The 24,695-nt window shown below is 63.9% G+C and carries 23 protein-coding genes and 2 tRNA genes; 11 read left to right on the top strand and 14 right to left on the bottom strand.

Going from position 1 to position 24,695, the window contains the following annotated elements:
- Nucleotides 1–11: 11 nt before the first annotated feature.
- Together JAB4_RS13155 and JAB4_RS13150 are read right to left on the bottom strand one after the other, a co-directional pair.
- On the bottom strand, nt 12–728 hold the full coding sequence (locus JAB4_RS13155; RefSeq protein WP_070222068.1) for a hypothetical protein: 717 nt from the start codon (nt 726–728) through the stop codon (nt 12–14).
- Nucleotides 729–798: 70 nt separating this feature from the next.
- On the bottom strand, nt 799–1,899 hold the full coding sequence (locus JAB4_RS13150; RefSeq protein WP_070222070.1) for a branched-chain amino acid aminotransferase: 1,101 nt from the start codon (nt 1,897–1,899) through the stop codon (nt 799–801).
- Nucleotides 1,900–2,097: 198 nt separating this feature from the next.
- Between JAB4_RS13150 and JAB4_RS13145 the strand changes: the two genes are divergently transcribed.
- The 4 genes from JAB4_RS13145 (at nt 2,098) to JAB4_RS13130 (ending at nt 5,930) form a co-directional block, all read left to right on the top strand.
- Nucleotides 2,098–4,620, top strand: a complete 2,523-nt coding sequence (locus tag JAB4_RS13145) for a sulfite reductase flavoprotein subunit alpha (RefSeq protein ID WP_083287157.1) — start codon at nt 2,098–2,100, stop codon at nt 4,618–4,620.
- 130 nt (nt 4,621–4,750) lie between these two features.
- Nucleotides 4,751–4,936, top strand: coding sequence for a hypothetical protein (locus JAB4_RS13140; RefSeq protein ID WP_070222074.1), 186 nt, complete (start codon nt 4,751–4,753; stop codon nt 4,934–4,936).
- Between the two features lie 140 nt (nt 4,937–5,076).
- Nucleotides 5,077–5,232 carry a hypothetical protein gene (locus JAB4_RS13135; RefSeq protein ID WP_162995620.1) on the top strand — a complete coding sequence of 52 codons (156 nt, stop codon included), beginning with the start codon at nt 5,077–5,079 and terminating at the stop codon, nt 5,230–5,232.
- 299 nt (nt 5,233–5,531) lie between these two features.
- Complete coding sequence (locus JAB4_RS13130) at nt 5,532–5,930, top strand: hemerythrin family protein (protein ID WP_070222077.1); 399 nt, start codon at nt 5,532–5,534, stop codon at nt 5,928–5,930.
- Nucleotides 5,931–5,937: 7 nt separating this feature from the next.
- Here JAB4_RS13130 and JAB4_RS13125 read toward each other — a convergent pair whose 3' ends face one another.
- The gene (locus JAB4_RS13125; RefSeq protein WP_139143654.1) at nt 5,938–6,798 is read right to left on the bottom strand and encodes a hypothetical protein; all 861 of its coding nucleotides are present in this window, start codon (nt 6,796–6,798) and stop codon (nt 5,938–5,940) included.
- A 335-nt stretch (nt 6,799–7,133) separates the two neighbouring features.
- Between JAB4_RS13125 and JAB4_RS13120 the strand changes: the two genes are divergently transcribed.
- A complete protein-coding gene (locus JAB4_RS13120; RefSeq protein ID WP_070222079.1) occupies nt 7,134–9,368 on the top strand; it encodes a TonB-dependent siderophore receptor in 2,235 nt (744 codons plus the stop codon).
- Here JAB4_RS13120 and JAB4_RS13115 read toward each other — a convergent pair.
- Nucleotides 9,365–10,114 carry a nucleotidyltransferase domain-containing protein gene (locus JAB4_RS13115; RefSeq protein ID WP_139143653.1) on the bottom strand — a complete coding sequence of 250 codons (750 nt, stop codon included), beginning with the start codon at nt 10,112–10,114 and terminating at the stop codon, nt 9,365–9,367. The genes JAB4_RS13120 and JAB4_RS13115 overlap by 4 nt on opposite strands.
- A 95-nt stretch (nt 10,115–10,209) precedes the next feature.
- Between JAB4_RS13115 and JAB4_RS13110 the strand changes: the two genes are divergently transcribed.
- The gene (locus JAB4_RS13110) at nt 10,210–10,776 is read left to right on the top strand and encodes a methylated-DNA--[protein]-cysteine S-methyltransferase (protein ID WP_070222080.1); all 567 of its coding nucleotides are present in this window, start codon (nt 10,210–10,212) and stop codon (nt 10,774–10,776) included.
- 58 nt (nt 10,777–10,834) lie between these two features.
- The gene (locus JAB4_RS13105) at nt 10,835–11,209 is read left to right on the top strand and encodes a DUF1294 domain-containing protein (protein WP_070222081.1); all 375 of its coding nucleotides are present in this window, start codon (nt 10,835–10,837) and stop codon (nt 11,207–11,209) included.
- Between the two features lie 2 nt (nt 11,210–11,211).
- On the opposite strand, the gene JAB4_RS13100 is transcribed toward JAB4_RS13105, so the two are convergent.
- Nucleotides 11,212–11,931, bottom strand: a complete 720-nt coding sequence (locus JAB4_RS13100) for a hypothetical protein (RefSeq protein WP_070222082.1) — start codon at nt 11,929–11,931, stop codon at nt 11,212–11,214.
- A gap of 164 nt (nt 11,932–12,095) precedes the next feature.
- Here JAB4_RS13100 and JAB4_RS13095 point away from each other — a divergent pair, with 164 nt between their 5' ends.
- Nucleotides 12,096–12,275 carry a hypothetical protein gene (locus JAB4_RS13095; protein ID WP_070222083.1) on the top strand — a complete coding sequence of 60 codons (180 nt, stop codon included), beginning with the start codon at nt 12,096–12,098 and terminating at the stop codon, nt 12,273–12,275.
- Nucleotides 12,276–12,336: 61 nt separating this feature from the next.
- Here JAB4_RS13095 and JAB4_RS31020 read toward each other — a convergent pair whose 3' ends face one another.
- From JAB4_RS31020 to cydD, 6 genes are all read right to left on the bottom strand, one after another.
- Nucleotides 12,337–13,896 (bottom strand): methyl-accepting chemotaxis protein, encoded by a 1,560-nt coding sequence (locus tag JAB4_RS31020; RefSeq protein WP_275527856.1) that lies wholly within the window; start codon nt 13,894–13,896, stop codon nt 12,337–12,339.
- Between the two features lie 538 nt (nt 13,897–14,434).
- Nucleotides 14,435–14,560: a cytochrome bd-I oxidase subunit CydX gene (cydX, locus tag JAB4_RS13085; protein WP_070222085.1), complete on the bottom strand. Its 126-nt coding sequence runs from the start codon at nt 14,558–14,560 to the stop codon at nt 14,435–14,437.
- Between the two features lie 173 nt (nt 14,561–14,733).
- Nucleotides 14,734–15,888: a cytochrome d ubiquinol oxidase subunit II gene (cydB, locus tag JAB4_RS13080; protein ID WP_070222087.1), complete on the bottom strand. Its 1,155-nt coding sequence runs from the start codon at nt 15,886–15,888 to the stop codon at nt 14,734–14,736.
- A 13-nt stretch (nt 15,889–15,901) separates the two neighbouring features.
- Nucleotides 15,902–17,479 (bottom strand): cytochrome ubiquinol oxidase subunit I, encoded by a 1,578-nt coding sequence (locus tag JAB4_RS13075; RefSeq protein ID WP_070222089.1) that lies wholly within the window; start codon nt 17,477–17,479, stop codon nt 15,902–15,904.
- Nucleotides 17,480–17,604: 125 nt separating this feature from the next.
- Nucleotides 17,605–19,287 (bottom strand): ATP-binding cassette domain-containing protein, encoded by a 1,683-nt coding sequence (locus JAB4_RS13070; RefSeq protein ID WP_070308436.1) that lies wholly within the window; start codon nt 19,285–19,287, stop codon nt 17,605–17,607.
- On the bottom strand, nt 19,284–20,984 hold the full coding sequence (gene cydD / locus JAB4_RS13065) for a thiol reductant ABC exporter subunit CydD (protein ID WP_070219512.1): 1,701 nt from the start codon (nt 20,982–20,984) through the stop codon (nt 19,284–19,286). Before cydD ends, JAB4_RS13070 begins: the two co-directional genes overlap by 4 nt.
- Before the next feature lie 137 nt (nt 20,985–21,121).
- On the opposite strand from cydD, the gene JAB4_RS13060 reads away from it, so the two are divergent.
- The 3 genes from JAB4_RS13060 (at nt 21,122) to JAB4_RS13050 (ending at nt 22,885) form a co-directional block, all read left to right on the top strand.
- Nucleotides 21,122–21,673, top strand: coding sequence for a GbsR/MarR family transcriptional regulator (locus JAB4_RS13060; protein ID WP_175444744.1), 552 nt, complete (start codon nt 21,122–21,124; stop codon nt 21,671–21,673).
- 306 nt (nt 21,674–21,979) lie between these two features.
- Nucleotides 21,980–22,546, top strand: a complete 567-nt coding sequence (locus JAB4_RS30640; RefSeq protein WP_070300314.1) for a PEP-CTERM sorting domain-containing protein — start codon at nt 21,980–21,982, stop codon at nt 22,544–22,546.
- 159 nt (nt 22,547–22,705) lie between these two features.
- Nucleotides 22,706–22,885, top strand: coding sequence for a hypothetical protein (locus JAB4_RS13050; RefSeq protein ID WP_070219514.1), 180 nt, complete (start codon nt 22,706–22,708; stop codon nt 22,883–22,885).
- A gap of 71 nt (nt 22,886–22,956) precedes the next feature.
- On the opposite strand, the gene JAB4_RS13045 is transcribed toward JAB4_RS13050, so the two are convergent.
- The 3 genes from JAB4_RS13045 to glmM form a co-directional block, all read right to left on the bottom strand.
- Nucleotides 22,957–23,031: transfer RNA gene (locus JAB4_RS13045), tRNA-Arg, on the bottom strand.
- 94 nt (nt 23,032–23,125) lie between these two features.
- A tRNA-Pro gene (locus JAB4_RS13040) sits at nt 23,126–23,202 on the bottom strand.
- A 137-nt stretch (nt 23,203–23,339) separates the two neighbouring features.
- Complete coding sequence (glmM, locus tag JAB4_RS13035; protein ID WP_070219515.1) at nt 23,340–24,677, bottom strand: phosphoglucosamine mutase; 1,338 nt, start codon at nt 24,675–24,677, stop codon at nt 23,340–23,342.
- Between the last annotated feature and the right edge of the window lie 18 nt (nt 24,678–24,695).

Here is a 24,695-nt window from a genome sequence, read left to right as displayed (position 1 = left end):
TTCACCCTACATCACTTCTGGCAGTCGATCACTTTAAAATCTTTCGAATAACAGATGCGCAACTCGCCCGAGTGCTTTTCATAGCCGAGCCAGCGGCCTTTCAGCTGCGGGTTGTGCTGCTTCATCCACTGGAACAGCGCGTTTTTCGGCATGGTGGAATCCGGCAACTTCAAGGCTTGGAACAGTTCGCGTTCCTTCTCGAAATACTGCTTGGCCGTATCGAAATCGCAGGCGCCATGCTTTTCCCATTCACCCTGCAGCAAGGCTTCGCCGGGCTGCATGCACATGTACGGCAGGATGTCCGACGGCGCCAGCTTCGGCAAATTGCCCTTGCAATAACGCGGATGCAGCTCCGTCTTGCGCGGCGGCGTCACGGAAATGTCTTCGCACGTGCCCGGGTTATTCGACTGCGCCCACAAGCCATGCACGATCCAGCCGAAGTGGTTGCTCTCGGCGCACTGGAAGGCGGCCTTCTTCGACACGGCGCCGCGGCGGCGCTGGCTGTCGCAGAAGCCTGGTGACCACGACAGCGCCAGCATGAAGTAATCGGTGGGCACGTTCGTGCTTTGCTTGTAGCAGGTGTTTTTCTCGTCCGACGGCTTGACGTCGTAGTCGTAATAACTGACGTTGCGCGGAATGGCGCAGGCGGCGTCGGCCGCGTGGACGGCGCCGGCCGACAGGCTGAGGAAAACGGCGGCCAAGGCAGGCAGGATAGAGCGAATTTTCATCGTATTTCCTTCAAGATATAAAAACGCCGGCAACTGGGTGCCGGCGCGGTAGTGAAATTACACCATCAACTTAGCAGACGGTATGCATCCAGCCGTGCGTATCCGGTGCCGTGCCATGCTGCAAGCCCAGCAGCGCTTCGCGCAGGGCCAGGGTGACGGCGCCGTTTTCATTGTTGTTGATGGTCATTTCAAAGCCATTGGCCTTGGCCACGCCCACGGGCGTGATGACGGCTGCCGTGCCGCAGGCGAACACTTCGGTCATGCGGCCCGAGGCGATGTCGTCGCGCCATTGCTGGACGGACAATTTACGCTCTTCCGTCGCATAGCCGAGGTCTTTCGCCATTTCCAGCAGGCTGCGGCGGGTGATGCCTGGCAACAAGGTACCCGTCAATTCCGGCGTCACGACGGTGACTTTCTCGCCATCCTTGTAGACGAAGAACAGATTCATGCCGCCCATTTCCTCGATGAACTCGCGGTGCACGGCGTCGAGCCACACGACCTGGTCGCAGCCCTTTTCTTGCGCTTGCGACTGGGCCATCAGGCTGGCCGCGTAATTGCCCGCGCACTTGGCTTCGCCCGTGCCGCCCGGCGCGGCGCGCACGAAGTCTTCGCTGATCCACACGGTGACGGGTTTCACGCCTTTCGGGAAGTAGGCGCCGGCCGGCGAGGCGAACAGCACGAACAGGTATTCTTCCGATGGACGCACGCCCAGGTAGGGGTCGGTGGCGATCATCAGCGGACGCATGTACAGGCTCTCGCCCGTGTTCTTCGGCACCCAGTTACGGTCTTGCGCGATCAGCGCATCGCCCGCTTCCAGGAACAGCTCGACGGGAATGGCCGGCATGGCCAGGCGCGCGGCGCTGCGGTTGAAGCGCTCGGCATTTTGTTCCGGGCGGAAAGTCTTGATGCTGCCATCGGGCTGGGCAAACGCTTTATAACCTTCGAAGATGGCCTGGCCGTAGTGCAGCGACGAGGCGGACGGGTCCAGCGTCAAAGGGCCGTAGGCCTTCAGTTCGCCCTGCTGCCACCTGCCGTCGCGGTAAGGAAACACCACCATGTGGTCCGTGAAGATGCGGCCAAACGCCGGGTTGACCATGCGCGCGGCGCGCTCGGCGTCGGACAGGGGGTGGGCGGACGGGGTGACGACGAGATTCGGTGTGGAAGTGGTCATGGCAGCAATGGGAACTAGTGAACAGTATCCCTATTGTAGCGCCTCCAGCGCCCGATCAGGCAAACGAGAATGGCCACCGCCCCGCGACAACAGGGAGCCATCATTTGCGAATGATTCTCGTTTGCGTTACTATGTCAATCCTCCTTCTTCCCCGCCATGCCTGACGCCCCGCATGGCGGCGCTATCGAAAGCCGCTTCATGACGACCTCCTCCCTTCCACACCCCCTGCCGCGCGCCGGCGCCGATGAGGCGACGCAGACTCGTCAGCTTGCCGTCCCACAACAACGGCGCTGGCACTGGAATTGGAAGCAGGTCTGGTTTCAATTGCACTGGTTTATCGGCATCACGGCCGGCACGGTGCTGGTGATCATCGGCCTGAGCGGCGCCACCCTGGCCTTCAAGGATGAATTGCTCGACGTTATGAACCCCGGCGTGCGCCATGTCCCCGTGGAAACGCGCGCACCGCTGACGCCGACCCAACTGAGCAGCATTGCCGCAGCCGAACACGGCCAGCGCGTGGCATCGGTCACCATGTATGCGCAGGCGGGCGCGGCGCCACGCCTGTTTTTCGCGCCAAAGAACGGCCAGCGGCGCGGTGTATCCATTTATCTGCACCCGTACACGGGCGCGACCCAGCCCGCGCTGGCGGGCGCCGCATTTTTCGAATGGACGGAGTCCTTGCACCGCTGGCTGCTGCTGCCGCGCGACCCGGGCCGGCAAGTGGCGGGCGCGCTGGCCCTGTGCCTGCTGGGCCTGGCACTGTCCGGCCTGTACCTGCGCTGGCCCCGCCGTCCGCTGGACTGGCGCACCTGGCTGACCTTCGACCCTGCATTAAAAGGCCGCTCCTTTTTGTGGAATCTGCACGCCGTGGCCGGCACCTGGTGCCTGGTCGTCTATGTGGCGCTGACCCTGACGGGCATCTACTGGAGCTATGACGTGGTGCGCGACAATATCGACGCCTGGGCCGGCAAGCCCCCGCGCACGGCGCAGGCGCCCGGCAAGAAAGGGGCGCCGCAGGCGCCATCGCCCGCCGCCGACATCGGCCTGGCCTGGAGCGTTTTCCAGCAGCACGCCCCCGGCTGGACCCTGGCTACGGTGCGTCTGCCCGTTCGCCCCGGCGAAGCCGTGCAATTCACGTGGCTGGCCGGCGATGCGCCGCACGAACGGGCGCGCAGCCGCATGAGCATTGCGCCGGCCGACGGCACGGTCACGGAAAACGAACCGTACAGCCAGCAGGCGCTGGGGCAGCGCCTCGTCAACATCATTTATCCGCTGCACATGGGCACGTATTTTGGCTTGCCCGGCCGCATCATCGTCACCCTGGCCAGCCTGGGCCTGCCCCTGTTCGCCATCACGGGCTGGATGCTGTACTTGGGCCGCCGCAAGGCCAAGCGGGCTGTGCAAGCGCAGCGCGCTCTGCTGGCTGGCATTCCGGGCAAGCAAGATATAGGCTTGCCCACCCTGGTGGCCTACGCCAGCCAGTCGGGACAGGCCGAGCGCCTGGCGTTGGAAAGCGCGCGCGCCTTGCAGCAGGCCGGCGTGGCCGTCGACGTGCAGTCGCTGGACCGTTTCGATCCCGCGCAATTGCGCCAGTACGAACGGGCCCTGATCGTCGCCAGCACCTTTGGCGAAGGCGAGGCGCCGGACGGCACGCGCCGCTTCGCGCGCCTGCTGCAACAAACGGCGGGCACGCCGCTGGCCGGCCTGGAATTCGGCATGCTGGCCCTGGGAGACCGCCATTACGGCGCCTTCTGCGGCTTTGGCCATGCGCTGGCGCAACAATTGCAAGCACTGGGCGCCACGCCCATGTTCCCGCTGATCGAAGTGGACAAGCATGACCCCGCCGCCCTGGCCGCCTGGTCGCAAGCGCTGGCCAGCTGCAGCGGCAGCGCCATCGACGCCATCGGCGTACAGGAAGAAGCGTCGTACGCCGAATGGCGCCTGACGCGCCGCGTGCTGCTGAACCCGGGCAGCCTGGGCGGCGAACTGCATGAAATCACCTTGACGGGCCCCGCCGATGCTGCCTGGGAAGCGGGCGCGCTGGCGGAAATCATCGCCTGCAACGCGGATGGCAGCGAGGGCGACGCGCAAAGTGCCCAGCATGCGCCGCGCAGCTATTCGCTCGCTTCGCTGCCATCCGATGGCGAACTGCAATTGCTGGTGCGCCAGGAGCGCCACGCGGGCGGCACAAACGACGGGTACGGTCTCTGTTCCGGCTGGCTCACGCGCTTCGCCCCGCTGGGCGCCGGCATCCGTTTGCGCCTGCAAGCCAATCCCGCCTTCGCGCCCGCCCTGGTCGACGTGCCCTGCATTTATATCGGCAATGGTTCCGGCCTGGCCGGCCTGCGGGCACACCTGCGCGCGCGCCAGCGGGCGGGGCTGGCCCGCAACTGGCTGCTGTTCGGCGAGCGCCAGCAAGCTGTTGACAGCGTCTGCGGCGCAGAGTTGCAAGGCTGGCTGGACGCTGGCCACCTGGCGCGCCTGGACCGTGTCTTTTCGCGCGACGGCAACGAAGGCGGCAAACGCGAATACGTGCAGGACCGCCTGCGCGCCAACGTCGGCGAGCTGCGCGATTGGCTGGCGCAAGGCGCCATCGTCTACGTGTGCGGCAGCCTGCAAGGCATGGCGGCGGGAATCGATGCTGTACTGCAAGAAGTGCTGGGACAGGACGGTCTCGACGCCCTGCTGGCGGCCGGGCGCTACCGCCGCGACGTGTATTGATCTGCCTCAGCACATTGCCAGCGCCGCCCGGCTATGTGGGCCGCCGCACGGTCAGCGCCGGCCATCGGACTACAGTAGCGGCATGGCGGCATATCCGCGCCGCCCCCACCCACTGTTTGCGAGGCTAGCCATGAAGAACCCCTGGATGAGCATGTACCTGAGCGCCGCCAACCGCATCGCCAACACGGCGCGCGGCCACGCCACGGCCGCCGTCAAGCGCGAAGCGGCGAAAAATACGCGGCAATTGACGCAAGTGTGGTTCGACTCTTTCCTGCCCGCCGCAGGCAAGCCGCGGCGCAGCCGCAAGGCCAAATAAGAGGCGTCACTGGTGCAGTGCATCACAGCAACTAGTTGAAGTTTCAATCAGATGAACTAAACTGCAAGCATGGTAGTACATAGGACGTGACCGGCAGGCGCCGCATCCCCGCGCCGCCGCCGGGACACCGGGAGACGACCATGTTGACGCTCAAAGTGCTGCTCTGCCTTGCCTTGTCGGCCCTGATGCTCGTGCCCCTCGTGCTGAGGGATGCGATGCAGACGTCGGCCGGACAGCAGTTGCAGGTGCCGAATGTCGATGCGCAAGCTCTGTGGGCCCGCTGGCCTCGGCAATAAGACGCGCGGCTGAGAAAACGTCGCTGGCTGCGTTGCTTTGACTTGCCGTACTAGCGTACTGTCTGCGTCAAAGACGCCTTGCCAGCGGCGTTTTTCAGCGGCGCTCGGTAACACGGCGCATCGTTAAGACCGCTTTATTGCGAGTGGGGAATTGTTCCCTTCGTCCATTTGTCTTTGTCTTGCTTTCCTCTTCCCCTCTTCACCATACTTTTGATCCAGATCATGGATTTCGCCCTTCGCTGCGTCCACACTGGAACAGTCCGCTTCGCGCCGCGACGGACTTCACCGGGGGCATCGGCATGGGTAAATCGCATTGGAAAGATGAGATGGCGCTGGGCGTTCCCGCCATCGACGAGGCGCATGAGGCGCTGTTTCAGGAGCTGGCACGGCTGGGGCAGTTAAGCGACCAGCATTTCAGCGTGGCGTTTCGCGAGCTGATTGCGGCCGTCGAACGCGATTTCCGCGAGGAAGAGGATTTGATGGAGCAAATCGGCTTTCCCTCGCTGGCCAACCACCGCGAACAGCATGCCCGCGTGCTCAGCGGCTTGCACCATGCCTGGGCCGCCGTCGATGAAGGCGACCTGGAACAGGGCCGCCATGCGCTATCGCTGTTGCCGCAGTGGCTGATCTTCCACCAGGCCACCATGGACCTGGCCCTGGCGGCGGCGCTGGAACTGGTGCAGCGCCAGCCTAACTAGCAGTTCATTACAGCAACAGCACCGTCGCCTGCTCGGGCATGACCACGCGGTAGTGTCCCGGGTATTTGTCTTCGCCGTCGAAAATCTTGCAAAACACGGGCTGGTTGATGTCGTTGACGGCCGCCTCGTTCATGGGCAGCGTCGCGATCAGCTGTTCTCCATCCATCAATTGCAAGGCGCTGCCTCGCTCGGCCGCGCAAAAGGCCAGCGATTGCACGTCGCTGGCGAACGGCCGCTTGTACCACGGCGTGATGGCCCGCACGGCGCGCCGGGCGTCGCGCAAGACCTGCCCCACGCGCGTGACGTTCCACGCATCGCGCGCCACGGACGGCTGCAGCACGATATTGGCCGTCAGCTCGCCCCTGCCCTTGTTCACCAAAAACGTGCCGTCCTGCGCGGCAATATCATCGTTGAGCGGCACGACAAACACGCCGCCGGCCGACACCTTGATCGGCATGGGGGCGCCATTGCCTTGCAAGGCCACGCGCACATCGTCGATGGTGGCGCTCAGCTTGGCGGGAATCAGGCGCAGGGCCATGACCACGCTGCCGCTCGACACTTGCCACACTTTCCTGGCCGTCAGATAACTTTCACGGTATGCCGTGAACCGCACGTGCGGCGCCCTGGCATCGCTGGTGGCCGTGATCGTCACCGTTTGCGGTGGCAAGGCTTCCTCTGCTGGCGCCGTTGCCTTGGGTGCTGATGCCGCGGATGTGGCCGGCGCAAGCGGTGGCACAACGGCATCGGCGGCGGGCGGCACGCTGGCGCTCTGCAGCGGCGCGGGAACAGCCGGCGGCGGCGCGTGTTCCTGGGCCTGACCCAGCGAGACGACACACAACCATCCGGCACAAGCGATCCATGTACGCATGCATTTCTTTCATTAAGGAAAATATTTGTCAGCGCCTGCATTATCGCAGAAGGCAAGCCGATGCGCCGCCCCGGGTCTGCCGGCACTCCTGCCTGCACTCCTTTGGTGCACACGCTTGATTATTTGGCAAATATCACCTATATTGATAATGATTCTTATTCACAAAAGTGACAGGAATCGCGCGCCTTTCTTTTCCACTGCCCGTCCGCGCCGGGCCTTGCGGTGGAACTGCTATCCAAGCCAGACCACGGGCCAGCGTTACGCCATCCCCCAGCTACTGCGCAGCTCGCCAGACGAGATAGGAACACTCACGACTAAAAATATCCAGGAAAATAATGCAATCAACGACAGCCTTCTCATCTTCGCGCCAGCCCGCCTTGCGCGCCCTCCCCCGTTTATTACACATCAGCCTGCTCAGTCTTGCCGCCGGCGTGGCCCTGCCGGCACAGGCCGCCGACGCCGCCGCGGCCGACGTGACCATGCCCGCCGTCACCGTGCTGGGCCAGTCGACCGCGACCACGGAAGGCACGCAGTCGTACACGGCCGGCGAAGCGCGCAGCGCCACGCGCATGGACCTGTCGCTGCGCGAGACTCCGCAATCGGTCAGCGTCATCACGCGCCAGCTGCTCGACGACCTGGGCGCCGTGCGGCTGGACCAGGCGCTGGCGCAGACGACGGGCATCCAGGTGGGCCAGAACGATACGGAGCGCACGACATTTTATGCGCGCGGCTTCGGCATCAACAATATCCAGATCGACGGCATGGCGCGCGGCGGCAATGCGCCGCTGCAAGACACGATCCTGTATGACCGCATCGAAGTCGTGCGCGGCGCCACGGGCCTGATGGGCGGCAAGGGCGACCCGTCCGCCACCATCAACATGATACGCAAGCGGCCGGCGAAGGACTTCCAGGCCAGCGCCGGTCTCATCATGGGCCGCTGGGATGACCAGCGCTTCGAAGCCGACCTGTCCACGCCGCTGAACGCGGAGGGGAGCGTGCGCGCGCGCACGGCCCTGGCCTGGCAAAAACGCGATTCCTACCTGGACATGTACCACGAGCGCAAGACGGTGGGCATGGCCATCCTTGAAGCGGACGTGCGTCCCGGCACCCTGCTGACGGCGGGCGTCGACTTCCAGGACAACAAGCCGACAGGCGCCACCTGGGGCGCCGTGCCGTACTGGAATGCAGATGGCAGCCTGGCCAGGTTGCCGCGCAACACCAGCCTCACGACGCCCTGGAGCACCTGGGCCAACAAGCAGCACACCATCTTCACGTCGCTGGAACAGCGCCTGCCCGGCAACTGGAACATGCACCTCGGTTATGCGCGCACGGAAAGCACGAACCGCACCACCGTCGCCTATGCGGGCGGCGGCAAGCCCGATCCGGCCACGGGCGAAGGCATGCTGCTGTGGACGGGCGCCTATGGCCCGGGCAAGACCACGGGCGATAATTTCGACGTCTACGCCAGCGGCCCGTTTACCTTGCTGGGGCGCAAGCATACGGCCATCGTCGGCTGGAACGGCGGCAACCAGCGCGCCCGCTCGCTGGGCGGCGAGGCGGAAATCAACTACCCGAACGTCGTCCCCGATTACCGCAGCTGGACGGGCAACATCCCCCGCCCCGTGTTCCACCCGGACGGCTCGCACACGGAAACCGTGACGCGCCTGGCGGGCGGCTATGTGGCCACACGTTTGAGCCTGGCCGACCCGCTGCATGTGATCATCGGCGCGCGCAGCAGTACTTACCGCACGGATACGCGCAACTACGATACACGAGGCGTGCACACGGACAACAGCGACTTCGTGGAAACGCGCAATGAAGTCACGCCGTATGTGGGCGCCGTGTTCGATATCAACAAGCAGTATTCGGCCTACGCCAGCTTCACGCAGCTGTTCAACCCGCAATCGAGCAAGGACCGCAACAACAAGTTCCTGGCGCCGGAAACGGGAGACAATGCGGAACTGGGTATCAAGGGCGAATTTTATGAAGGCAAACTGAACGCGTCGGCCGCCCTGTTCCATACGAAGAAAAAGAACATGGCGGAACTCGACCGCACGGTACCGCCCGGTTTCTTGCTGCCCGACGGCGGCCAGGCCATGGTGGCCAATGGCGCCGGCGTGACGGCCAAGGGCGTCGAGTTCGACGTCTCCGGCCAGTTATCGCCCGCCTGGGAAGCGAGCGGCGGCTATACCTATCTGCACGCGGCCGAGGCCGATGGCCGCCGCGCCGCCACCACGCAGCCGCGCCACCTGCTGCGCCTGGCCACCAGCTACCGCTTCGACGGCCGCCTGGCCGGTTTGAGGGCGGGCGCCAGCATGACGGCGCAAAGCGCCACCTACAGCGAATCGTGGTACGGCCGCCCGCCATCGGGAACCATCACCAACATTCCGCAAGCGGGCTATGCGCTTGTCAACGCCATGGCCAGCTATGCGCTCAACCGCCACGCCAGCGTGCAGCTGAACGTGAATAACTTGCTCGATAAAAAGTACTACCGCAACGTGGGCTTCTTCGACGGCGTCTTCTGGGGCGAACCGCGCAACATCAGCCTGGCCGTGCGCACGATGTTTTAAGCGCGCCAGTGCGCGGGCGCCGGCAGTGTAAAGCCGTCGAGCAAGGGACCGCCCACGGGCGCCAGCACGGCGGCGGCGACTTGCCCGAACGCGCGCTGGCCGGCCGGCAAGTCGGCGGCGGCCAGGCGCAGCGCGCCATCGAGCTGCCCGGCGATGACGGGATCAAAGGCCTGCAGGCGGCGGAACAGGTGCTTGCCGCCGCCGCTCCACTGCCCCGCCGCGCGCAGGTGCAGGTCGGCCAGCGCTTCGTACAGCTGGCAAGCGACGGCCAGCGCCTCGCCCGGGTGCGTGCTGTCGACCAGGTCTTCCAGCGCGGTGGTGATGGCGTAGCGGCGGCGCTGCAGGTTTTCCGCGTCGAGCGCGGGCGGCCCGGCCGTGTCGAAAGCGTGCGCCAGCGCGTGCAGCTGCGCGTAGGCGTCGCCGGCGGCGACGATGTTTTCCCCTTCGACGACCATCATCGCCAGCGGCACCGTGCCGCCCGGCGCATCCATTTCCTTGCAAAAATACGTGAACGTGGCCACGTCGTGCGCGAACAGTTCCACCGTGCGCCCCTCGGCCACGAGGGTGTCGCGCCAGGCGCAATCGACGTGGTCGAACAGCAGCAGCAAGTCGATATCGGAAGTAGGCGTTTGCCGGCCTGTGGCGAAGGAGCCGCCGATGATGGCCGCCACGGCCGTGGGATAGCGCTCGTGCACCAGCCGCTGGGCAATCGCGCGAATGGTCTCATAGGTGGGGATCGTCGTCAAAGCCGGTGCTCCATGTCGATAAAACACTATCCTACACGCAATACGCAGGCTGCCGCCAGCCTGCTACACTGGCGCCATCTGATCAAGGAACCAACATGGAATACGACTGCATCGTGGTGCCCTCGCCCGTGGGCGAGCTGACCCTGGTGGCGCGCGGGGAAGCCCTGGCCGCCATCCTGTGGGAAAACGACAAGCCGAACCGCGTGCGTCTGGGCGCGATGCGCGTCGATGACGGTTGCGCCGTGCTGCAGGAAACGGCGCGCCAGCTGGATGAATATTTTGCCGGCACGCGCCAGCATTTTGAGGTGCCGCTCGATTTTGCCGGCACGCCATTTCAGCAGGAAGTGTGGCGCGCGCTGCTGACGATACCGTATGGCCAGACGCGCAGCTATGGCGAGATCGCGCGCCAGATCGGCCGCCCCGCCGCCGTGCGCGCCGTGGGCGCCGCCAACGGCAAGAATCCCATTTCCATCATCGCCCCCTGCCACCGCGTCGTCGGTGCCACGGGCGAGCTGACGGGCTTTGCGGGCGGTCTGCATGCCAAGGAAACCCTGTTGGCGCTGGAAGGCATTTCCCTGTCCAGCGACCGCGAAGCGCTGAAAACGGGCCACGCCCGCCGCCGCGCCGTGCATGTCGATACGGCGCAAGGCAACCTGTTTTAAGCGGCGCCATCGCTCCCATGTGGGATACTCACGCCCTCCGTTCAAGCCAACACATCCTATGCCTTACCTTGTCATCGCGTTCTTTGTCGTACTGTACTTACTCGCCACCTTCTTTTTCCACATCCCCGCCCTGGTTGCCCTCGTGTATGGCGTGCTGAGCCTGGGATGCTTCGTTGCCTATGCGATCGACAAGTCCGCGGCCAAGGAGGGCCGCTGGCGCACCCCGGAGCGCACCTTGCTGCTGCTGGGACTGCTGTGCGGCTGGCCGGGCGCCGTGCTGGCCCAGCAATGGCTGCGCCACAAGTCCAGCAAGCGCTCGTTCCGCATCGTGTTCTGGATCACGGTCGCCCTCAATATCGGCGCTTTCGTGTATTTCAGCATGCATTACGCGGCGCCCGATATCGGCACGGACGTCGCCCCCATCGAGTTATAAGGTCACTCTCCCAGCAGGCGCAGCGATTCCAGCCAGTCCGCCTTCCAGTCGCGCAGCAACGGTTGCGTGGCGAACGCCTTTTTCAAATGCGCCATCGGCACGCGGTGCACATCGTGCAAGCCGAACGCCAGGGTCACCGGATGCCACAAATGGCTGTTCTTGCCGCCACGCGAATTCTTGCGCACGCGCGCGCCATCGTCGCCAAAGATGCCCACGCCGCTGGCCATGCCTTGGTCCAGGTCGACCTTGCCCACGCCGGCGAAGGCAATCAAAATCTGCTCGCGCCCCAGGCCTTTCAAGGCGCTGGGCAAGACCACGGGCGCCTTGTCCGCTGCCGTGTCGACCGGCTGCGGATGCTGCAGTTCCTTGAGCAAACGCAACAGGTCGCGCTCCTGGAAGTGCAAGCCGTCCAGCGGCACGCGCAAGCCCTGCCCCTTGAGTTCAATGGGGAGATTGCCCGAGTCGCGCGTAAAACGCAGCCAGACATCACCGGCGCCCGCGGCCAGGTGCTGCTTGTCCTCGATGAACACGACGGGCGCCGCATAGCGCGTCACGCCATCATGGAACAGCTCGGCCCAGGCTACGCTGTAGTCGAGCCAGATAAACGGCAAGCCGCCCTGCTCGAGCAGGCGCGCCAGGGTCCACGGGGTGCCCGTCTGTTGCGCCAGCCAGGCGCAGGCTTCGGTTGCGGTGGCGCGGTACGGCAGGGATAGGGAAGTCATGGCAATTCCGTCGGTCAAAGTGGAGCGCAGTGTAGCAGACGCCGCCATCCGCCCCTGCGGCAGGCGCATCCTGCGCGCCATTCCTGCGCGATGTGCTAGGCTGGTAGCATCAGCCCGCGCCACCGCCTCCCGGCTACCTGGCGCACCACCGCGAGGGAATCACCATGCATTCGAGCACCAACGCCGCCACCACGCCCGCCCCGCCACCGGAGCGCGATTCGCCCACGCCGGCGGGCGAAAGCCATGCCGAGGAAGCGCTCGATGAAGCGCTGAAGGAGAGCTTTCCGGCCAGCGACCCGATCGCCATTGCCACCCCAAAACCAGTCAGCAAGTCGCCGGCCTGAGTCCCATGCCTTTCCTGGCCGGCCAGGCGCGGCCCCGGTTGCACAAGGCCGGTCACCAAGGTCACGCCAGCAATTTGAACACGCGCATGTCCTGCATCATGCTGTCCGCCTGCTCCTGCATGCTGGCCGCTGCCGCCGCCGACTGCTCGACCAGGGCGGCATTCTGCTGGGTCACTGCATCCATCTGACTGATGGCCTGATTCACCTGTTTGATGCCATCGTTTTGTTCCTGGCTGGCGACGGCGATTTCCCCCATGATGCCCGCGACTTGCTGGACAGAGGAGACGATTTGCTTCATCGTGCCGCCCGCTTCATCGGCCAGATTGCTGCCAAGCTCGACTTTTTCGACCGACTCGGCAATCAGCTGCTTGATCTCTTTGGCGGCCGTGGCGGAACGTTGCGCCAGGGCGCGCACCTCCGATGCGACGACAGCAAAACCGCGCCCCAACTCACCGGCGCGCGCCGCTTCGACAGCCGCGTTCAGGGCCAGAATATTCGTTTGAAACGCGATGCCGTCGATCACGGAAATAATCTCGACGATACGGTTCGAGCTGTCCTTGATGGATACCATGGTCGCGACGACACGTTCGACCACCTGCCCGCCCTGCACCGCTACCGCTGAAGCCGACAAGACCAGTTGATTGGCTTGCTGAGCGCTTTCGGCATTCTGCTGCACATTGCTGGTTAACTGCTGCATCGCCGACGATGTTTGCTCCAGTGCACCGGCCTGAGCCTCGGTTCTGGCCGAGAGGTCCAAATTGCCAGCAGCAATTTCCTGCGAGGCAGTCGAGATGGTTTCAGTACCACCACGCACACGGCCCACCGTATGACGCAGGCTCTCCGTCATGCTTTTCAGAGCACGCATCAATTCGCCCGGCTCGTCGCGATAGTCGGTCGCGATATGGCTGCGCAGGTCACCGGAAGCGACAATGCGGGCAACGTGCACGGCGTCCTGCAGTGGCTTGGTAATACTCTTGCTAATGAGCACAGCCACCCCAATCGCCGTGCCCAGCGAGACCAGCAGTATCGCCAACAGCAAGCTGCCCGCCACCGTGATGCGCGCGCTCGAATCCGCCTCTATCGCCGACGCGCGTTGGCTGGTCATCTCGACCAGTTGCTTGATGGCCTGCAGATGCTGGGCGTAGCTGATCGTCATTTTTTTCATCGCAACGGTGGCGCCGGCCTTGTCCTGTGCCTCTATTGCGGGGATGAACTGTTGCAGTGCAACCGTGTAGAAGGCCAGCGCCGGCGCATGCGCCTTGTTCAGCAGCAGCCCGGCGATATCGGCATCCAGTGTCGCGCCCTTCCAGAATGCATGGCGCTCATCGTAATCACGTTTGAGCGTGTTAAATCGTGCGATTAACTGCGCCTGTTCGGCACGATCCTCGGTCGCCAGCAGCTGAAAACTGACCAGATAGGATTCCAGTATGTACTCCGGCGGTGGCAACACGTCCGCAATCAGATCCTTGCTTTGCACTATTTTCTGATAAACAGGGCCGTTCACTTTCCATTCTTGCAGAGTCTTGAACGACCACAGGCCATAGAGGATGAAACCGACCGAAAAGATCACAATCAGTACAGCCAGACGGTGCGTTAGCTTGAGTCCCCTTATCATGCTCATAATATTTTCCTTGAATTAACTATGCTTGCCTCTGGTTCAGCTACCGAGATGACATTGCTCTCGCATGAGTGAGAGGCGATCATTCGAAGTCAAATTCATTGCCAAATCATTACTCCATATTTATAAGAAGCAACTTATTTTACAGCCAAATTTTGGCGATTTAAAGTAAATTTAATAAAAATAAATGAAAACAACAAAAACAAAACAAAAATCACAAATTTATTATCAAATGATGTGAAGTGTGCAAGGGCAAGTGTTAGCGAATTTCCGCCTGTGCAGACCGGCTCGATCCGCGGACGTACGTCGCGTCGATGACAATGCAGGGAGCGGGCAATGAAAAGCCGTGCGTTCGGCACGGCTCAGTGAAGTTCTGCCGGTACGGCGGCGAATACCGTGTTGGCCGTACAACAAATCTTTCCTCTTTCACGGCATGGCGGGATTTGCTTGACTGAAATCCGCGAAAAACCATAAAAATGCCCCGCCGGGCGGCAATGGCAAAACCATTGCACCGGGCGGGGCAGATCAAATTCAGGCGCGACTAGTTCGGCGTGTCGCGGTACTGCTCGGGCGTCGTGTCGCCATCGGCGACTTCATACCACATCGCATTGAGCACGGCGAACGTCGCCGCCAGCGGAAGACCCAGTATCCAGGCGAAGTACCACATAATTATTTCCTTTCTTCAATTCCAGCTTGATCGTTTTTACTATCAAACTAACGACACCTAACAAAACCGTAGTGAGCGGCAGCGATTTGTGGTCGAGAAGCGCAACCGTACTCCAGTACGGTGAGCATCGCCGGCCGCAAAGGGCGACGCGCAGTAGGTTTAGTTAGGTGTTCTCAATAAGCGTGACCGCTGTCGTCTTCGATGGCTTTGCCGTCAACCTTACCCCACAGCACTTTATACACCCACGTCGTATACGCCACGATGAGGGGGATGAAGACGGCCGTGACGACCAGCATGATGAACAGGGTCATGTGGCTGGAAGAAGAATCCCACACCGTCAGGCTGGCGCGCGGGTCGATCGACGATGGCAGGATGAACGGGAACATGGCCGCGCCCACGCTGAGGATGATGCCGGCGATGCTGGCCGCGCTGGCCAGCAAGGCGGGCACTTCGCGGCGCGCGCGCAGCAAGGCGAACGCCAGCAAGGGACCCAGCAAACCGGCCGCAGGGGCGATCCAGGTCCACGGATGGGCGGCAAAGTTGAGGAACCAGGCACCCACGTGCACTTGCGCCGTTTTCAGCATCGGGTTCGACGGGCCATCGACGACGACGGCGCTGGTGACGCGGTAGCCATCGACCCACAGCCACAGGGCCACGCCGGCTGCCGCATACAGCACGACCGTGGCGATTGCCGCCACGCTGCCGTAGCGGCGCGAACGTTCCGCCACGGCACCGTCCGTTTTCACTTGCAGCCAGGTGGCGCCATGCATCACCAGCATGGCGACCGAGACGAGGCCGCACAGCAAGGCGAACGGGTTGAGCAGCGCAAAGAAGCTGCCGTCATAGAAGATGTGCATGTCCGGCGAGAAACGGAACGGTACGCCTTGCAGCACGTTGCCGATGGCTACGCCGCAGATCAGGGCCGGCACGAAGCCGCCCACGAACAGGGCCGCGTCCCAGCGGGCGCGCCAGCGGGGGTCTTCGCGCTTGCTGCGGAACTTGAACGCCACGGGGCGCACGATCAGTGCCACGAGAATGACGAACATGGCCAGGTAGAAGCCAGAGAACGAGACGGCGTACAGCTGCGGCCAGGCGGCAAAGATGGCGCCGCCGCCGAGGATCAGCCATACCTGGTTGCCTTCCCACACGGGACCGATGCTGTTGATGATGACGCGGCGCTCGAGGTCCGTCTTGCCGGCGAACGGCAGCAGGATGCCCGTGCCCAGGTCGAAGCCGTCCGTGATGGCAAAGCCCACCAGCAATATGCCGATCAGCAGCCACCAGATCAGGCGCAGGGTTTCATACGAAATCATTTCATGCAAAATCATGGTCTGGTCCTCCTCAGGCGCGTTGAGTATGAATGGCTGCGGCCGCTGGCACGGGAGCCCGCGGCGTCTCTTCCGGCCCCTTGCGGATGGCCTTGAGCATGAGCTTCATCTCGATAATCAACAGCACGGTGTAGATGGCGGCAAAGCCGGCGATGGTAATCAGGAGCGTCGACGCCCCCAGGTTGGAGACGGCCACGGCCGTCGGCAGCACGCCTTCGATGACCCATGGCTGGCGGCCCACTTCGGCCACGATCCAGCCCGCCTCGATGGCCACCCACGGCAACGGGATGGCGAACACGGCCAGCTTCAGCAGCCAGCGGTGCTTGTCCAGGGTGCGGCGCGTCGACAGAATGAAGAAGGTGCCGGTCAACAGGATAAAGAACATGCCCAGGCCCACCATCACGCGGAAGGACCAGAACAAGGGACCCACGGGCGGCACGGTGTCGAGCGCGGCCTGGCGGATCTGCTCGGGCGTGGCCTGGCGCGGATCGTCGACATAGCGTTTCAGCAGCAAGGCATAGCCCATGGACTGGCCTTTCGACTCGAACACGTCCTTCGCCTCTTGCGGCACAGGCGCACCTGGCGCCACGCTGCGGATGGTTTGCAGCGCGTCGTACGCCTTGATGCCATCCTGGATCAGCAGCTCGCCGCGGTCGACCAATTGCTCGATGCCGGGGATTTCCGTCGTCAGCGAACGCGTGCCGATCAAGCCCATCACCATCGGGATATGCACGGCGTAATGCGTTTCACGCGCTTTCGCGTCGGGAAAGCCGATGGCCGTGAAGGCGGCGGGTGCCGGCTCCGTGGTCCACATGGCTTCGATCGCGGCCAGCTTCATTTTCTGGTGTTCGGACGACAGGTAGCCGCTTTCGTCACCGAGCACCACGACTGACAAGGTGGCAGCCAGGCCGAACGAGGCGGCCACCGTCATCGAGCGCTTGGCCAGCTGCACGTGGCGGCCCTTCAGCAGATACCAGGCGGAAATACCCAGCACGAAGATGGCCGCCGCCGTATAGCCGGCCGACACCGTGTGCACGAATTTCGCCTGTGCCACGGGGTTCGTCAGCACGGCGCCGAAATCCGTCACTTCCATGCGCATGGTCTGCGGATTGAAGGCCGCGCCGACGGGATTTTGCATCCAGCCGTTGGCGATCAAAATCCACAGGGCCGAGAAGTTCGAGCCGATGGCGACCAGCCAGGTGGTGACCAGGTGGCCCCGCTTCGACAGCTTGTCCCAGCCGAAGAAGAACAGGCCGACGAAGGTCGCTTCCAGGAAGAAAGCCATCAAGCCCTCGATGGCCAGCGGCGCGCCGAAAATGTCGCCCACATAATGGCTGTAATAGCTCCAGTTCATGCCGAACTGGAATTCCATGACGACGCCCGTCGCCACGCCCATGGCGAAGTTGATGCCGAACAAGACACCCCAGAACTTGGTCATGTCGCGCCAGATGGGGCGGTTCGTCATCACATAGACCGTCTCCATGATGGCGAGGATCACTGACAGCCCTATCGTCAGCGGAACGAATATAAAGTGGTACAGAGCTGTCAGCGCGAACTGCAGTCTGGATAAAGCGACAATATCGAAGTCCATATGATTTCCTTGGTATTTCCCTACTGTGTGTAAACTTGGTATCTATCTGATGCTGTTTCGCTTGGCGCTGTTGTTGCAAAGCTGTCAGGCAGCGCCGCCTGTGCCTCCAGTCTTTCCTTGATGCCTTAATCGCCGCGCAGGCCCGCCAGCGCCGCCTCGAAGGCTGGCGTGCCACGGCGCGCGTCGCCGACGATACGGCCATCGCGCAGGCTGATCAGCCGGTCCGCCAGCGCCGCTTCGCGCCGCAAGTGGGTGGCGATCAGCAAGCTGCGCCCTTCGCTGCGCGCGGCCAGGCGCTGCAGGACATCGATCGCCGTCTGCGCATTGAGCGCTTCCGTCGCCTCGTCCAGCAGCCACAAGGTCGATGCGTGCAGGAACAGCCGCGCCAGCGCCAAGCGGCGCGCCTGGCCGCCGGACAAGCCCAGGCCACCCTCGCCCAGCATGGTATCGAGGCCGTCCGCGAAGGCCCGCACCTCGTCGTCCAGGCCGGCCGCCTGCAGCGCCGCCCACAGCTGCGCGTCGCTGGCGGACGGGTCGGCCAGGCGCAGGTTGTCGCGCAAGCTGTCCTGGAACAATTCCGTCTTCTGCGTGAACAAACAGGCGCGGCCCGCGTGCACCGTGCCCGACAGCGGCGCCAGCTCGCGCGCGGCGATGGCCAGCAAGGTCGATTTGCCCGCGCCACTGGGGCCGATCAAGGCCACGCGCTCGCCCTCGCCGATGTGCAGCGATACGTCGTGCAAGATGGCGACATGGCTGCCCGCATGCGCGGCGCTGACATGTTCCAGGCGCAAGCCCGGTGCGCCGTCAGCCGGCGGCACTGCGATCTCCTGAGCATCGAGGCGCGGCGCCAGGCGGCGCATGGCCAGCAGCATGCGCCCCGCTTCCAGCGCGCCGCGGCGCAGTCCCGCAAACGGTTCCACGGCTGTCAATGCAATCAACAGGGCCAGGGCCGCCAGCGGTACACTCAACGTTTGCTGTTCCACCAGCGCGGCCACGGCCAGCAGCACCCCTGCCAGGGTCGCGCTGCCCGCCACGCCATACGCGGCGCCGGCCGCCGTCTCCAGGCGCAGCAGGGCAACATCGGCTTGCGCCAGCGAGCGGTCGATCTGTCCCAGCGCGGCGCACTGGGCGTCGATGCGGCCCGCCATCACCAGGTCCGTCTGGCCCGCAACCAGGTCGATGGTGGCGGAACGCAGTTTTTCGATGGCGCGCGTACGCACGATGGCGGGACGGCGGGCGCCGCGCGCCAGAAACCAGCTGATGCCGCCGCCGGCGGCCAGCAGCCACGCGGCCAGGCCCAGGCCCAGCTGCCACTGCATCACGCCCAACGCCACGCCGGCCAGCAGGGCCACGCACAGTGCCGTGAAGGCGGGCACCAGCAGGCGCAGATACAGCGATTCGAGCGCGTCGATATCGGCCGTCAGGCGGAACAGCAGCCTGGCGGGCTGGCGCAGCAGGCGGCTGGCCGCTTCCGGACGCGACCAGCCGCGAAACAGCTGCACGCGGATGGCCGCCAGGGCGGCGAACGTGGCGTCGTGCGTGACGAGGCGCTCCGCATAGCGCGAGCCCGTGCGGCCGATGGCCAGCAGGCGGATGCCGGCCGACGGGCCGAACACGTCGAAGACGATGGCGGTGGACGCGTGCAAGCCGGCGATCGACGTGGCGGTAATAAACCAGCCGGACAAGCCCAGCAAGGCCATGCCGGCCACGGCCGTCAGGGCCGCCAGCACGGCGCCCCCGATCAGCTTGCGGGGCTGGGCCAGCAGCAATTGCCGCAGCACGGGGTGCGATATCAGCGATGTTTTCATGCGCGCGCCTCTGCCTTCTGCGTCTGCGCATGCGCCTGGGCATCAACTTGCACCGTGCGCTGCAGCCGGCCAGCCAGCACGGGGTCGTGCGTGGCGACAAGCATCGTCTTGCCTTTTGCCAGGGCCAGCAAGGCGTCCGTGACGCGCGCCGCCGTTTCGCTGTCCAGGTGGGCCGTCGGCTCATCGACCAGCAACAAGTCCGCATGCGGATGCACGGCCACGCGGGCCAGGGCCAGGCGCACGGCTTCACCGCCGGACAAGCCCTGGCCGCCATCGCTGAGCATGACGGCCGGCTGCGCCTGCGCCACGCTGGCCAGGTCGGCCAGGTGCAGCGCCTGCGTCACGTGCGCGGCGTTCGCACCTGCCCGGCCCAGTGTCACGTTCTGGCTGACGGACGCGGCAAACACGTGCGGACGCTGGCCCATCCAGGCCATGCGCTGGCGCACGGTATTGACCGTACCGTCATTCAGGCGCACGCCGCCGATGCGGATGTCGCCGCCGCCGGCGGGCAGCAAGCCGGCCAGCAGGGACAGCAAGGTGGTCTTGCCGGCGCCGCTGGCGCCCAGCAGGGCCACGTGTTCGCCGGCGCGCACGCTCAAGTCAAAGCCGTCGAACACGGGCGCTTCGCCGGGATGGGCAAAGCGCAGTTGATGGATGTCAATGGCAGGCGGCGGCGCCACCGCCATGGCGGCGGCGGAGACGGCGGCAACTTCCGCACCAAAGCCCGGCAAAGGCACGCCCTCGGCGGCCAGGTCGTCCAGTCCGGCCAGGCCCGCTTCGCCAGCCGCCTTGTCGTGCCAGACGGCGGCCAGCTCGCGCAGCGGCTCGAAGAACGCGGGCGCCAGCAGCAGGATGAACAAGCCCTGCCCCAACGTCAGTTCGCGGCCCCAGGTGCCGAAATCGAGACTGCCCAGCAGCGAGAAGCCGATGAACGCCGCCACCATGGCCACGCCCAGCGCGGAAAACAGTTCCAGCACGGCGGACGACAAAAAGGCGATGCGCAGCACCACCATCGTGCGCCGGCGCACGGATTGCGACGAGGCGTCCAGCCGCGCGGCCGTGGCATCGACGGCATCGAGCGCGCGCAAGGTGGCCAGGCCGCGCAGGCGGTCCAGCAGAAAGGCGTTCATGCTGCCCATTTCCACCATCTGCGCGCGGCTGGCCGCCTGCGCACCCATGCCCACGAGGGCCATGAAGACGGGAATCAGGGGCGCGGCGATGAGCAGGATCAAGGCGGCGATCCACGACAGCGGCGTCACCACGGCGAGGATCACGAGCGGCACGAGCATGACTTTCCAGCGCGCCGGCTTGTAGCGCACCAGATACGGCACGATGGCTTCGGCCTGCTCGGCGATGACGCTGGCCGCCTGGCCCGACTGCGCGCGCCGGCGGTCCAGCGGCGAACGGCGCGCCAGCGCCTGCGCCACTTGCCCGCGCAAGGTGGACAGGTGCGCGCGCGCGGCCGCATACATGCGCCGCGCGCCCCACGCTTCGCAGCCGGCGCGCAGCATGCCCAGCAGCAGCACGCCTGCGGCCGGCAACAGGGCCGCGCGCCACGGCGCGCCATCGAGCATGGCTTGCACGGCCCAGGCCAGCAAGGCCGCTTGCGGCAGCCACAGCAAGGCGGCGCCGCCTTGCGCCAGACTGGCGGCACGGGGAAGAATAAAGCGGGGCAAGGACAGTGGCGAGGTCGTCATCTTATATTTTTTGAGTTTTCAGAATTTTCTGTAAATTCGATTTTTTGTATAATACTGCGAAACATGACATATATCAATTGACCCTGGCGGTTTGGCGTGAAAAAATTCAGATAATTATGAAAACTCAAAATATCCAAATGACGCCGCTGATCCTGACCTTCGTCAGCCATTTCGGCGAGATGGGCAGCCGCTGGGGCTTTAACCGCACGGTGGGGCAAGTGTACGCCTTGTTGTTTGTCGCGGAGCATCCTTTGCACGCGGATGAAATCGCGGAGCACCTGAGTTTTTCGCGCTCGAACGTGAGCATCGGCCTGAAGGAATTGCAGGGCTGGGGCTTGATCCGCCAGTCGCGCATCCCCGGCGACCGGCGCGAGTATTTTTCCTCGCTGGGCGACGTGTGGCAAATCTTCCGCGTGGTGGCCGCCGAGCGCCGCCGCCGCGAGGTGGCCCCGACCCTGACGGTGCTGCGCGAAGCGCTGCTGGCGCCGGCCACGGAACCCGTGGATCAATATGCGCAGGAGCGCATGCGCGAAATGTATGAACTGGTCGACCTGGCCAACACCTGGTTCGACGACTTGCAGCGCCTGTCGCCCGAATCGATGGCGCAACTGATGAAAATGGGCGCCAAGGTACAAAAGCTGCTCAACGCCAAGGATCGCCTGTTTGGCGTCAGCAACAACAGCGACTGAAGCACCCGCCTCCCCTTTTCCCAAGTCCGAACGCCGCTAGCACAAGCTGGCGCGCCTTGTCACGCTATTTCCTAACGTCATGTTGGCCATCGCTGGCACATCCATACATAGCCGTATGCGATGTTGTCAAGCAAACCAATAGAATTATTAAAATTGTATTAATTTACATCAAGAGTAAGCTTGCATTTGCGTACTCAATACGCGCAGGAAATAGCAGCTAAAAACGGGCAATGGGATGACTTCCTCGGCAGGCAGGGGCGTATCCCTACACGATGTAGCAACTGTCTCAAGCACAAGGGGATTTTCATGAAAAGCATAAAAAGCATTGCCGTCAAGGCATCCATGCTGGCCGCAATGACCGTACTGGCAAGTGCAGCGCAAGCGGCCACCTGGGTTGATGTGGGGCCGGCCAGCGGTTTCGTCATCGCCGGCAGCACCGTCACCTATTCGCCATCACCGGCATTGGAGGTGAAATATTATGACGATAATCTGGTGCCGCAGAGCCCCTCGGACATCCAGGGCTATATCAATGGCGTGTTCGGCAGCAGCCTGGGCGCCGCCGTTTCGTATTGCGACAGCGCCACTTCGGGCTGCACTGCCGGCACCACGGCAGGCCTGAGCGGCGGGGTCAATTCCTATACGAGCGCGGCCGCCTATGACTATCTGGCCATCCACTTCGGCCAGGGCGAACTGGTGTTCCACTGGGCCGCGCCAGTGGCTGCCGGCACCACGTTCACGGTGGAAGGCCTGCCCAAGGATCTGAGCAACTATAGGGCCTTCATTTCCGCCGTGCCGGAACCTGAAACCTATGCCATGCTGCTCGCCGGCCTGGGCCTGCTGGGCTTCCTGGCACGCCGCCGCCAGGGAAAGTAAGCATCACCAGCGGCAGCGGCGCAACGGCGCCCGCTGCCGCCTCCATGCCAGCCGCATCTTTACGCCGCGCTTGCGGCGCCAGGCACGCTTTTTACACCATTTTTAGATCCCTCTCGCTATGCTCGACGGCATCCACTGCTGATCGACGAGGGAGATCTCATGCACGAACAACCGTTTCAGCCACGCGCGCGCAGCGTGATCCGCCAGCACTTGCCCGCGCGGGAACGGCTGCGCCTGGCCCGGCTGGCCAGCAAGAAAATGGGGTCGCTACTATCCGCGCTGCTGTGCGCGGCGCCGCTGTTATATTTGCTGAGCGTGGTACTGTTTGCGCAGCCGTGACACGGCAGGCAGGCAAAAGATGAAGAGTGATGGCAATGCGACAGGCTGTCGCGTGCATGACCAGCATGAACTGGTCCGCCCAGAGGGAATCGAACCCCCATTCACGGTTTAGAAGACCGTTGTCCTATCCGTTGAACGATGGGCGGAAAGGTGCAGCATTTTAGTCTATGCGCGCCAGCAATGCCAAGGCGTCGCACAATAGAAAACGGGCTGTCATTTCTGACAGCCCGCTTATGACTTTGGTCGGAGTACAAGGATTCGAACCTTGGACCCCCTGGTCCCAAACCAGGTGCGCTACCGGGCTGCGCCACACTCCGAAGACAAGATAATAACGCCCCTGCCCAATTTCGTCAATTGCCCCAGGCGAATTAGATGGAAATAACTATCGCGCCTGCTTGAAGAGGCTTGCTGAAAACGTTCAGGGCAAGGCAGTGCAACGCCGCCTTGGGCGTTTTCAGCTGCCGACCTTGTCGGCGATGCGGCGCGCCATCGACTCGGCCTTCTCCTTGTCCTTCGCCTCCACCATCACGCGGATCAGCGGTTCGGTGCCCGAAGCGCGGATCAGCACGCGGCCCGTGTCGCCCAGTTCGGCCTCGACCAGTTCCTTCTCGGCCACCATGGCAGCATTCTTCTGCCAGTCGAAACCGGGCGCCACGCGCAGATTGATCAGGGTTTGCGGGAACAGCACCAGTTCGGCCAGGCATTGCTGCAGGCTTTGGCCGCTGCGCTTGAGCGCGGACAATACTTGCAGCGCAGAGACGATGCCGTCGCCCGTCGTGTGGCGGTCCAGGCACAGCAAATGGCCCGAGCCCTCGCCGCCCAGTATCCAGCCCTTTTCCTTCATGACTTCCAGCACGTAGCGGTCGCCCACCTTGGCGCGCGCAAAGCCGATGCCCTGCTGCTTGAACAGCACTTCCAGCGCCATATTCGTCATCAACGTGCCGACGGCGCCGGCCACGGGACCCGTCGCCAGGCGGTCCTTGACCATGACGTACAACAATTCGTCGCCGTTGTACAAGCGGCCCGTGGCGTCGCACATGATCAGGCGGTCGGCATCGCCGTCGAGGGCGATGCCCAGGTCCGCGCCGTGCTCGACGACGGCTTCGGCCATGGCCTTGGTTGCCGTGGCGCCAAAGCCCGCGTTGATGTTGAAGCCATCGGGCTTGTTGCCGATGGCGATGACTTCCGCGCCCAGTTCATGGAAGACGTGCGGCGCGATATGGTAGGCGGCGCCATGCGCGCAATCGACGACGATCTTCAGGCCGCGCAAGTCCAGCTCGTTCGGGAAGGTACTCTTGCAAAATTCGATGTAGCGGCCCTGGGCATCGTCGAGGCGCTTGGCGCGGCCCAGCTTGTCCGACGCCACGCAAGCCATGGGCTCGTCGAGCGCCGCTTCGATTTCCAGTTCCACGCTGTCGGGCAGCTTGGTGCCCTGGCCGGAAAAGAACTTGATGCCATTGTCGTGATACGGATTGTGCGAGGCGGAAATGACCACACCAGCCGACAGGCGCAGCGCCCGCGTCAGGTAAGCGATCGCCGGCGTCGGCATGGGGCCGGCCAGCATCACATCCACGCCGGCGGCCGACAGGCCCGCTTCCAGCGCCGCTTCCAGCATGTAGCCGGAAATGCGCGTGTCCTTGCCGATCAGTACCGTCGGACGCGCCTTGCCGCCCTCCGACTTGGCCAGCACCTTGCCGGCCGCATAACCGAGGCGCATGACGAAATCGGGGGTGATCGGAGCGGTGCCCACCAGGCCGCGGATGCCATCGGTGCCAAAATATTTACGCGTCATAAATTTCTCTTTTGTTGT

Origin of the sequence: Janthinobacterium sp. HH102 (assembly GCF_001758625.2) — a bacterium.
Taxonomy (GTDB): Bacteria; Pseudomonadota; Gammaproteobacteria; order Burkholderiales; family Burkholderiaceae_D; genus Janthinobacterium.
This window is presented reverse-complemented; position numbering and strand designations above follow the sequence as displayed.